Here is an 11,188-nt window from a genome sequence, read left to right on the forward strand (position 1 = left end):
GTTTCTCATCTACTTCTAAATGATGGGAACTATTGATCCATAATTCATGTTCTAAAATTGTCCCATGCCCATTGAGGTTAATGTAAGGATGACACGTTAAATTAACCGGACTAGCTTGAGTTGTAGTTGCTGAATAAACTATGGTTAAGCAATTCTCGTCATTTAATTCAAATAGTACCTCAACTGAAAGAGCGCCAGGGTAACCTTGTTCAAGATGTGGGCTTGTGTAGGTTAAAATTAAAGAATTAGCCGTTTTGTTTTTTAAGGTCCATAACTTTTTATCAAAACCTATACCGCCATGTAAATGAACTCCATCTGTATTTTCTACACTATATCTTTCATTTTCAATCGTAAAACCACCCTTAGAGATGCGCCCTGCATACCTACCAATACTACTGCCTAAATACAAATTTGCCTCAGTATAAGCGTTATCAAAATAGTCCTCCATTTGATCCAAACCCACCACAACATTGGTTGGAATCCCCCTTTTATCTAGTACTTTCAAACTGCATATTGTCGCGCCATAGTTTGAAACTTCAAGTTCCATTCCTATGTTATTCTTGATTGTATATAATTCTGCAGAAGCCATCGTACTCTGTTTTTTTGTGCTGGGCATAGTTGCTTTAATCGTAGGTTCTATTTTTGTTTTGTTTCTTAATTAACTAAAAAACAATTTTGCAATTACATCAATTACCCTAAAAGTGTATTATTGATTGGTTTAAATAGTACTGTCTTTTTTATCCCATAGTTGGTTCATTTCCTCTAAAGTTTTACCTTTAGTCTCTGGAACATACTTCCATACAAAAAGCGTAGCCAAGATTCCCATAATTCCATACACCCAATAAGCAAATCCATGATTAAACAGTGCAATTAAATCACTGTTTTTATCCATAATAGGAAACGTCCAAGAGACTAAATAATTAGCTACCCACTGAACTGCTACAGCTACTGCCAATGCTTTCCCTCTGATATTATTAGGGAAAATCTCCGAGAGTAGCACCCAAGTTACAGGACCCCAACTCATGGCAAATCCTGCCACATATACCAGCATACAAATTAATGCAAAAACGCCCAAAGAATATGTAAAGAACGAAGTACCCAGTGCAAACATAGCAACTGCCATTCCTAATGCCCCAACAATCATTAATGGTTTACGTCCAATTTTATCTACCGTTTGTATCGCTAAAATGGTAAATATTAAATTAATAGCTCCCACAATAACGGTTTGCAATAGTGCCGTATCCGTTCCCGAGCCCATACTTTTAAAAATTTCTGGTGCGTAATACAGCACAACATTAATCCCTACAAATTGCTGAAAAACAGAGAGAAAAATACCAATAATGATCACTGGCAATCCATATGAAAATAATTTACCAGAATGCGAGGCTACAGTATTTTCAATATCTTTCAGAATTATTTGCGCAGCTTCCAATTCGTTTACTTTTACTAGTACATCTAGCGCTTTTTGAGGTTTGTTTTGTAAAACTAATGATCGAGGAGTATCCGGAACTGAAAATAAAAACACTAAAAACAACACCGCTGGAACTACTTCTGAAGCAAACATCCATCTCCATCCGATGGTATTTAACCAGCTTGCATCTCCTTGACGAGCAATGAAATAATTCACAAAATAAACCACCAACATCCCAAAAACGATTGCGAATTGATTCATCGAAACCAACTTACCACGGCTGTTTGCAGGCGCAATTTCAGATATGTATAAAGGTGATAACATCGAAGCGAGTCCCACGCCAATTCCTCCTATTATTCTATAAATTATAAAAAGAGTTTAAAAAGATTGATCAGCTTGTCCTATTGGTCGAACAAACATTTCCGGCATCGCTGAACCCAAAGCTGAAATCAAAAATAAAACTGCAGCTAAAATTAATCCGTTTTTACGACCAAACTTTTTACTTATTACACCTCCAAAAACACCTCCAATTATACAACCTATTAATGCGCTAGAAACTAAAAAGCCTAATCGCGCATTCGACGCTGCCTCGGACAGTCCAAAAGGAAGAACAAAAAACTTTTCTAGCGAGCTTACCGTTCCTGAAATAACTGCAGTATCGTATCCAAAAAGCAGTCCTCCTAGCGTTGCTACCAAAGTAAGTCGCCATAAATAGGCCGAATTAGAAGTTGTAGACATAATTATATTTGTATTTATGGTTAGTTAAATTGGTTGTATTATAGTAATTTAAATTGGTTTGGTTGGCTTACTAAACCTTAAAAACAGCATCGAGAAGTAGTACAGTAAACTACCTCTCCATGCTTGTTGGTTGCTTCTAAAAATTAAATATATTGGTTAATTATATTTTCGAATAATTCTTGCTTTCCACTTTTTAAAGCTAGTTCTCCGTTTTCATGTGCTATTTTATAGAGATCTTCCATTGATAATTTTCCTTCTTCAAATTCTTTTCCTTTTCCGGAATCGAATGAACTGTATCTGTCCTTTCTCATTTTCTCATAAGCAGAAGAAGTGATGATTCGATCAGCAGTCAATAATGCTCTTGCAAAAGTATCTGCTCCTCCTATGTGTGCATGAAAAACATCTTCTAAGTCAGTTGAATTCCTTCTGATTTTAGCGTCAAAATTAACACCTCCACCTTGAAGACCACCCGCTTTTAGAAAAACTAACATCGCCTCAGTTGTTTCTTGAATGTTGTTTGGAAACTGGTCAGTATCCCAGCCATTTTGGTAATCTCCTCTATTCGCATCCACACTACCTAACATCCCTGCTTGAGCAGCTACGTCAAGTTCGTGTTGAAAAGTATGCTGCGCCAGTGTTGCGTGATTTACTTCGATATTAATTTTGAAATCTTTTTCTAAGCCTTGAGCACGTAAAAAGCCTATCGCTGTAGCGGTATCAAAATCGTACTGATGCTTCGAAGGCTCCATTGGTTTAGGTTCAATAAGGAAGTTTCCTTTGAAACCTTGAGCACGAGCATAATCGCGAGCCGTTCTCAAAAACTGTCCCATATGGTCTAATTCTCTTCCCATATCAGTATTTAACAAAGACATATATCCTTCACGTCCGCCCCAAAACACATAGTTCTCACCACCCAAAGCAATTGTAGCATCAAGAGCTAGTTTTATTTGTCCGCCTGCACGTGCTAAAATATCAAATTCAGGATTAGTTGCCGCACCATTCATATAGCGAGGGTTTGAGAAGCAATTTGCTGTCCCCCAAAGTAATTTGACACCCGAAGCGGCTTGTTTCTCCTTCAAATAGTCAGTAATAGTAACAATTCGTTTTTCAGATTCTTTAAAAGTTGCTCCTTCTTCTATTAAATCATAATCATGGAAACAGTAGTAATCAAATCCCATTTTAGTAACAAATTCAAAAGCGGCATCTGCTTTATCTTTGGCTGCTTGAATGGCATCAGTTGATTTATCCCACTCAAAACGTTGCGTTCCTGGTCCAAACGGATCAGAACCTTGTCCGCAGAAGGTATGCCAGTATGCAATGGCAAACCTAAAATGCTCTCGCATTGTTTTTCCTGCAACCACCTGCTCTGGATTGTAATATTTAAAGGCTAATGGATTGTCTGATTCTTTACCTTCAAATTTGATTTCGCCTATCCCTTTGAAGTATTCTTTATTTCCTAAAGTCGCCATGTTATCTTTTATTTTTTAATTATTAATTCTAGTTCTTTTTTCCAACGTTTGAATGCTGCCGAATAGGGTGTCTTATCTTTAAAAGGCATGTAAGTCATCACATGATCGTTGTCCATGATGAGTTTTCCATATATATCAAAATCACCTTCGTGAAGTCCTGCAGCTCTCGCTGCTCCTATTGCTCCGGTCGTATTATATATTTCTATTTCATGACCAATAAGGGTCGCAACAGTATTTGAAAAAATCTCAGACCGAAATAAATTATCGTTTCCTGCTCTCAAAACATGTACGGCAACACCATCACCTTTTAAAATCTCCATTCCATACACAAAAGAGAATGCAATTCCTTCCAAGGCTGCACGACATAAGTGTCCTTTGTTATGGTTGTTTAAATTGATATTGAGTAATCGTGTGCCTATATCTTTGTTATTTAACATTCTTTCAGCTCCATTCCCAAAAGGAAGCATGCACACTCCATCAGAACCTACTGGAATTTCAGCAGCCAGCATATTCATTTCCTCGTAAGAGCTAACCGCCAAATTATTTAGTAGCCAACGGTATTGAATTCCAGCTCCATTGATATTGAGTAATTTTCCAATTCTAGGGTTCGTTCTTGAATAGGTAACGTGTGCAAAATTATTCACACGAGTACTTTCTTTTCCTGACAAGTTATCAGTAACAGCATAAACAACTCCTGAAGTTCCTCCTGTAGCAGCCACCTCTCCAGGATTAAATACGTTTAGCGATAAAGCATTGTTTGGTTGGTCACCTGCTCTGTAAAAAATAGGAGTTCCCGCGGCCAAACCACTTTCCTGCTCTCCTTTATCGTCAACTTTAGATTGTAATCCAAAAGTCTCTACAATATCTGGAACCAAAGCAGCGTCAATACCATAATACTCCAATAAGAAAGCAGCAACAGTATCTTTCTTAAAATCCCACACAATCCCTTCAGATAATCCCGAAATCGTCGTATTGATTACATTCGAAAATTTATAAGCGATATAATCCCCAGGAAGCATGAATTTATAAACCTGACTGTAAATTTCAGGTTCATTGTCCTTTACCCATTTCAATTTTGAAGCCGTAAAATTAGCAGGAGAATTTAGTAAATGAGAACTACATTTTTCTGTACCAATGGTATTGAAAGCTTCATTACCAATGGCTACGGCCCTACTGTCGCACCAAATAATTGATTTGCGCAAAGGGTTTCCAATTTTATCTACCAAAACCAAACCATGCATTTGGTACGAAATCCCAATTCCTTTGATTTGCGTTCTAGAAATAGCATATTTCTTTTTTAATTTGGCTACGGCATTACAGCAATGTATCCACCATTCTTCTGGCTTTTGTTCTGCCCAACCGTTTTTTAAGGCCACCATATCCATTTCTGTTTCCGGCTCCTGCACTACACCAATACTTTTTCCGGTAGCAATTTCTACAATAGCTGCTTTTATTGATGAACTTCCAATATCAAATCCTATGTAATACAAATTATATCAATTATAATTATTTAATCTCTTTTTTTATGCTATCAAAAATATATTATTCATTACTATTTAGGTATAAAAATACATTATCAGCAATTTAGTTGCGATTTTACCCCAAGACAAACCTCAAAAACCAAAACCATGTAAACTGTTGATATCCTTAGATATACAGCTATTTTTAATTAAAAAGAGAAAGGACGAGCTGGTTACGTAAAGGTTTAAGTAACTTTCTTGTACAACTAGTTTAACGCAAGAAAAGAGGATATAAAAACAACTTATTATTATTGAAAATGACTATAATTTATTCTAAATTAGCACAGCTTTTAAAACCAATACCAATCCGAAATGATACCAAAAATTACATTAAAACAAATCGCAGCCGAATTTAATGTATCTATTGCAACGGTTTCTAAAGCGCTAAACGATAGCCACGACATCAGTTTAAAAACCAAGGAAAAAATTCAAGAATTTGCCAAAGTGCATCACTACAAACCCAATAAAGTAGCATTGAGTCTTTTGAATAAAAAAACAAAAACATTAGGCATTATTATTCCGAATATTATGAATAGCTTTTTTACCGAGGTCTTTGTAGGTATCGAAGAAAAAGCCTCTGAACTGGGTTATAGCTTGATTTCATGTATTTCGAACGAGTCGTATGAGAAGGAAGTCCATACCGTTGAATTATTAAAAAGTGGTACTATAGATGGCTTTATTATTTCGATTGCCGAGGAAACACAGGTCAATGAAAACTTCTCTCATTTAATCGACGCCATAAATGAAGGGGTTCCAATCGTACTTTTTGATCGGATTGCTGATGAAATCATATGTGATAAAGTAATCGTTAACGATTTTGAAGGAGCCCGCCATGCCACGGAACACCTAATCAAAACAGGCTGCAAGAATATTGCTGTTGTGTCAGTAATTGATAATTTAAGCGTGGGAAAACTGCGTGTTCAAGGATATAAAAAAGCACTAACAGATCACCATATTCCTGTAAACGAAAAAATCATTGTTCGTCTTGCTAAAAATGAAGATTTAGAAACCGCTATGAAAATCGTTCTTGCTGATAAATCAATTGATGGATTGTTGTGTTTAGAGGAAAGTTCAGCCATACAGTCATTAGAACTCGTTAAAGCAATGAACTATAAAATACCTCAGGAAATGTCCTTAATTTGTTTTACCAACGGAAAATTACCGCAGCACGTTACCCCTACCATAACCACCATAAGTCAGCATGGGAAATTTATTGGCGAAACGGCCACAAAAATGCTTGTTGACAGGTTGGAAAGTAAAACAGAATTCGAGTTTTCGACGAAAATCATTAAAACAAGTTTGATACAAAGAGAATCCACAATTCGCTTAAAATAAACCTAGCTGCTAAATCTAATACCATAAGAGTTTTTAGTAAACCATAATAAAAACATCCTTTATGTTTTTTATTTAAAGTTCTAAATATTTCTTAATCAACTATTTTTAAAGTCTAGTTTAATGTAATTTTGTAAATAATGACCTGCTTGTAAAAAAAGAACTGTTTTGAGAAAGAGGTATCATCACCAACCGTCACACTTTTGCGGAAGCTAAAATGAACAAGGACTAGTTGTCCCTTTTGAAAATAGTATTCGTCAAAATTAATCAGTAGAACATCTAAAATCAATATGAAAAACATTATCACATTATTTGCCCTCCTGCTTGCTGGATTTTGCACCGCCCAAAATACGATTGGCAAAGAACTAGAAAGACTCAATAAAAACTCGGTTCCTTACATTTCGGTTCAGGAATTACAAGCAAAACCAAAATATATCGTTTTGGATGCAAGAGAGCTTAAGGAATACAATACCAGTCATTTAAAGAATGCCATTTACGTTGGTTTTAATAAATTTGACAATAGTAAGGTTACTAAGAAAGTGGAAAATAAAAATACACCTATTGTTGTCTATTGCTCAATTGGGGTTCGAAGTGAGCGAATTGCCGAAAAATTAGTGAAATTGGGTTACACTAATGTTTACAACTTATACGGTGGTATTTTTGAGTATAAAAATTCTGGAGGTACTGTAGTGAACAATAATAACAAAGTGACTGACAGTGTTCATACCTATAATAAAAGATGGAGTGAATACTTAGAAAAAGGGATTAAAGTTTATGAGAATTAAGTTGTAGTGCGTTTAATTTGTGAATAGCAAACCTTTATAATCAAAAAAGTAACAAGCGAGCGCATCGCTAAGACATCAAAAAATGGAAAAATACAGTGAGGTATTTATAAATTCGTACAGCGGTTATTTCAATTACTTAAAAACCGAGGTTTTGTATTGGAAATGGGATAATTATTTTTATGGTTTGATTGCCATTTCACTGGTAGTTTGGCTTTTAGAAATTAGTTTTCCGTGGAGAAAAGAACAAGCGATCTTTAGGAAGGACTTTTGGTTGGATTTGTTTTACCTGTTTTTCAACTTTTTCCTGTTGAACTTAATCCGTCTGATTGCTTTATCCAATGTCACAGAGCAATTAATTAATGATGTTCTTAAAAGCTTTGGTCTTGAATTAGCTTCTATTCAATTAGTTTCTATTTCATCACTGTCTAAACCAATGGCTTTGCTCTTATTTTTTATCATTAGCGATTTTTTACAATGGAATGTACATCGATTATTGCACAGTGTACCTTTCTTATGGGAAATTCATAAAACACACCACAGCGTCAAGGAAATGGGGTTTGCAGCCCACTTTAGATACAATTGGATGGAACCAATTGTGTATAAATCGTTATTATACATTCCAATTATATTAATAGGAGGCGTAAACCTTGAAGACGTTTTTATCGTACATTTCATAACAATAGCTATCGGACATTTGAATCATGCTAATTTAGGTTGGGACTATGGGTATTTTAAATATTTATTCAATAATCCAAAAATGCACATATGGCATCACAGTAAAGAAATACCAAATAAATACGGAGTGAATTTTGGAATATCATTAAGTATTTGGGATTACATTTTCAACACCAACTATATTCCTTCCAACGGTAGAGATATTGAACTGGGTTTTAAAGATGAAACCACATTTCCACAAAATTTCCTTGAACAAGAATTATATCCATTAAAAAAATAAAACCTTTAAGTAAGAAAACAATTTCTTCCTTTTTAAACATTAACAAAAAACAACTTATGAAAAATTTAATTTTAGCAATTGCCTTTTTACCGCTTCTTTCCTGCGGGAAAACTAAAGATAACGCGGCAGAGGCTCCTACAGCAACTGAGACTTACACCGCCGCAGATACAACAACAGCTAGTACAACCTCCAGTACAATAGATACTGCAAGCGCAAATACAACAGTAGTAGACGGAACTGCAACTACTACCATTAATGAAAAAGCAGCTGCTATAACTGAAAAAACTACACCTGAAGCTGTTGTAGCTGCAGTTGCAAAAACTAAAACAATGGTTGCAGAATCAAAAATGGAAGCAGCAGCCATCAACCATGCTAATTGGAATAGTTTGCTACAAAAAAATGTTTCGAAAAACGGAACAGTTAATTATAAAGGTTTTCAAAAAGATAGTAAAGCCTTATCAGCCTATTTAAGTGAGTTAGCAGCAGCTGTACCTACTAAATCTTGGTCACGTATTGCAACTCTTGCTTACTGGATTAATGCGTACAATGCGTACACTGTAAAATTGATAATTGATAATTATCCAACCAAAAGCATCAAAGATATTAATGACCCATGGGGTAAAAAATTTATTACGCTAGAAGGTAAAAAATACAGCCTAGAGGGAATAGAGAATGAAATTCTTCGTAAAATGGACGAACCTCGTATTCACTTTGCCATTAATTGTGCATCTGTATCTTGCCCTAACTTACTAAACGAAGCCTATACTGAAAGTAAACTAGAGCAACAATTAAAAACTGCTACTAAAAGTTTTATCAATGATAAATCTAAAAATACAATTACAGCTAGTAAAATCGAAGTTTCAAAAATATTTGATTGGTTTGCTGGTGATTTCAAAAGCAAAGGTGGCGTAATCGATTTTCTGAACCAATCTAGTAGTACGAAAATCAGTGGTAACGCTCAAGTAACTTTTAAAGAGTACAATTGGAACTTGAATGAATAAAACATTCAATTACTTTACACCTTTATAGAAACAGTTAACTGTTTCGTTAGGTACGGTTCTACAAAGACCAATTAAGAAGTAAGACTATAATCATTTTATAGTCTTACTTTTTTTTGCAACTAATCTAAAAGAGCTAAAGCAAATGGCTTCTCCAAAACCAGCCATTTAATAGATAACAGGTACTATAAGGGTTAAAATAGAGTTTAAAGTTATAATTTAGATGGGTGTGAGATGAAATTATCAGTTTTGTTTAACTATTTCAAAAAAAGTTTTAAAATAAATCGAATTCTTTTCGTTAGGAATTATAGAGTATAAACTAATTAATAATCAATGTTGTCTACGTCAGCAGATAAAAGCTAAAGAAAAGAGCAACCCATAAATTAAAAGGTCTACAACTTACAAATGTTTGTTAATTTCTTACAATTATTGCACAAACGTTAAATTTTGGTGTACCTTTAACAAGCTAAAAAACAATTATTTAGGAAATATTTGTGTTTTTTTTAAATATTTTAAAACCAACGCTATTTAATTTTCGTAAATGATTGAAAGTATAACAAAACAATTAAATATTATGATTAAAAAACAACTATTATTCATTCTAGCTGTAACGACATTTGGATATGTGAATACAGCTCATTCTCAAAGTCCTATCAATGGATTTATGCAAGGTAAAGGAAAAGGAAACGTCTCTCTTTCTTACAGTTCAGAAAAATACGATCAGGTATTTTTAGTACCACAAGAAACAGATGGTGTTCCAGTTTTCAATGAAGTACAAATAAATAGTAAAAATTTATTTGCAACTTATGGAGTTTCCGATAAATTAGATCTTGTTTTGTCAGTACCGTATATTGAATCAGAAGGTAGTGCAACTCAAGATGTTTTAAACAACCTTAATTTTTCAAACACTAGAAAAGGGTTTCAAGATGTATCTTTCTATTTAAAGTACAATCCTTACTACCAAAACTTTGGAAAATCTTCTTTAAGATTGATCACTGCTTTTGGATTGAAAACGCCATTAAGCGCTTACAGAGCTGACGAAGGATTGCAGTCTATTATTGCAATTGGAAACAGAAGTACAACAGTAAGCGGAGTTGGAGTTGCAATGTTTAAAATGGATAATGGAATTTTCGCTTCTGGCCAATTTGGAGTAAACTTAGCTTCAAATGATGTTCCTAATTCCTTAACATCAGAACTTAAAGTAGGATACGCTGCATCAAAAATCTACGGAGATGCATATATTGCTGGTCAAAAAAGTAATGGTGGAGTAGATATTTTGGCAGAAGGCTTTCAAGGGTTTTTCCCAGCTACTAGAGTTGATTATACCAAAGTAGGTGTTAACTTATATGCACCTCTTTACAAAGCAATTGGAATAGCAGGTGGTGCAAGCACTATTATAGAAGGTAGAAATATCGGAAAAGCAACTGGATACTACGGTGCAGTAGTTGTAAAATTTTAATTAATAACTCTAAATTAAGAAAATGAAAAATTCAAATATTAAAAGTGCTTTATTAGCATTTACTTTACTAGCGACATTGGTGTCATGTAACAACGATTACGCTGATGAAAAACCAACTATTGCAAATATTGCAGTAACAAATCCAGCTTTCAGTACGCTTGAAGCAGCAGCTATCCAAGGTGGTGTAGCAGTAGTATTGAGTAATAAAAACGCTGGTGATGCATCAGGAAACTTTACCGTATTTGCTCCAACTAATGATGCATTTGCACGATTAGGTTTGGTAGACGCAGGAAGTTTAGGGGCTTTAAATAATTCGTTTTTAACAAACACATTATTATACCACGTTTCTAACGGAAACTTACCTTCAACTCAGTTTACAGCGGGTAGTACTTCAGGTTCTGCTTTACAAGGTTTAACAAGACGTTTTATCACAAGAGGAAGCGATGTGTACATCAATGGATCAAAAATTATTTTAACTAATGTATCTGCTAGTAATGGTACAGTACATGCAATTGACAAAG

The 11,188-nt window shown here is 34.6% G+C and carries 8 protein-coding genes and 2 pseudogenes; 6 read left to right on the forward strand and 4 right to left on the reverse strand.

Annotated features, from left to right (window positions below; genetic code table 11):
- The 4 genes and pseudogenes from P8M54_RS15055 to P8M54_RS15070 form a co-directional block, all read right to left on the reverse strand.
- Window positions 1–589, reverse strand: a pseudogene (locus P8M54_RS15055) (galactose mutarotase); the annotation flags it as partial.
- A gap of 129 nt (window positions 590–718) precedes the next feature.
- Window positions 719–2,149 (reverse strand): annotated as a pseudogene (gene xylE / locus P8M54_RS15060) (D-xylose transporter XylE).
- A 143-nt stretch (window positions 2,150–2,292) separates the two neighbouring features.
- Complete coding sequence (gene xylA, locus P8M54_RS15065) at window positions 2,293–3,618, reverse strand: xylose isomerase (RefSeq protein ID WP_300288843.1); 1,326 nt, start codon at window positions 3,616–3,618, stop codon at window positions 2,293–2,295.
- 8 nt (window positions 3,619–3,626) lie between these two features.
- Window positions 3,627–5,108, reverse strand: coding sequence for an FGGY family carbohydrate kinase (locus tag P8M54_RS15070; RefSeq protein ID WP_300288844.1), 1,482 nt, complete (start codon window positions 5,106–5,108; stop codon window positions 3,627–3,629).
- A 342-nt stretch (window positions 5,109–5,450) separates the two neighbouring features.
- Between P8M54_RS15070 and P8M54_RS15075 the strand changes: the two genes are divergently transcribed.
- The 6 genes from P8M54_RS15075 to P8M54_RS15100 all read left to right on the forward strand — a co-directional run.
- Window positions 5,451–6,473 (forward strand): LacI family DNA-binding transcriptional regulator, encoded by a 1,023-nt coding sequence (locus P8M54_RS15075; RefSeq protein WP_300288846.1) that lies wholly within the window; start codon window positions 5,451–5,453, stop codon window positions 6,471–6,473.
- A 287-nt stretch (window positions 6,474–6,760) separates the two neighbouring features.
- On the forward strand, window positions 6,761–7,255 hold the full coding sequence (locus tag P8M54_RS15080; protein WP_300288847.1) for a rhodanese-like domain-containing protein: 495 nt from the start codon (window positions 6,761–6,763) through the stop codon (window positions 7,253–7,255).
- An 82-nt stretch (window positions 7,256–7,337) separates the two neighbouring features.
- Window positions 7,338–8,210: a sterol desaturase family protein gene (locus P8M54_RS15085; protein ID WP_300288848.1), complete on the forward strand. Its 873-nt coding sequence runs from the start codon at window positions 7,338–7,340 to the stop codon at window positions 8,208–8,210.
- Between the two features lie 56 nt (window positions 8,211–8,266).
- Entirely contained in the window at window positions 8,267–9,211 is a 945-nt protein-coding gene (locus P8M54_RS15090) for a DUF547 domain-containing protein (protein ID WP_300288849.1), read from the forward strand.
- Window positions 9,212–9,749: 538 nt separating this feature from the next.
- Window positions 9,750–10,667 carry a hypothetical protein gene (locus tag P8M54_RS15095; RefSeq protein ID WP_300288850.1) on the forward strand — a complete coding sequence of 306 codons (918 nt, stop codon included), beginning with the start codon at window positions 9,750–9,752 and terminating at the stop codon, window positions 10,665–10,667.
- Between the two features lie 22 nt (window positions 10,668–10,689).
- On the forward strand, window positions 10,690–11,188 hold a 499-nt coding region (locus tag P8M54_RS15100; protein WP_300288852.1), incomplete at its 3' end, for a fasciclin domain-containing protein.

The organism is Flavobacterium sp., assembly GCF_029242675.1.
Lineage (GTDB): Bacteria > Bacteroidota > Bacteroidia > Flavobacteriales > Flavobacteriaceae > Flavobacterium.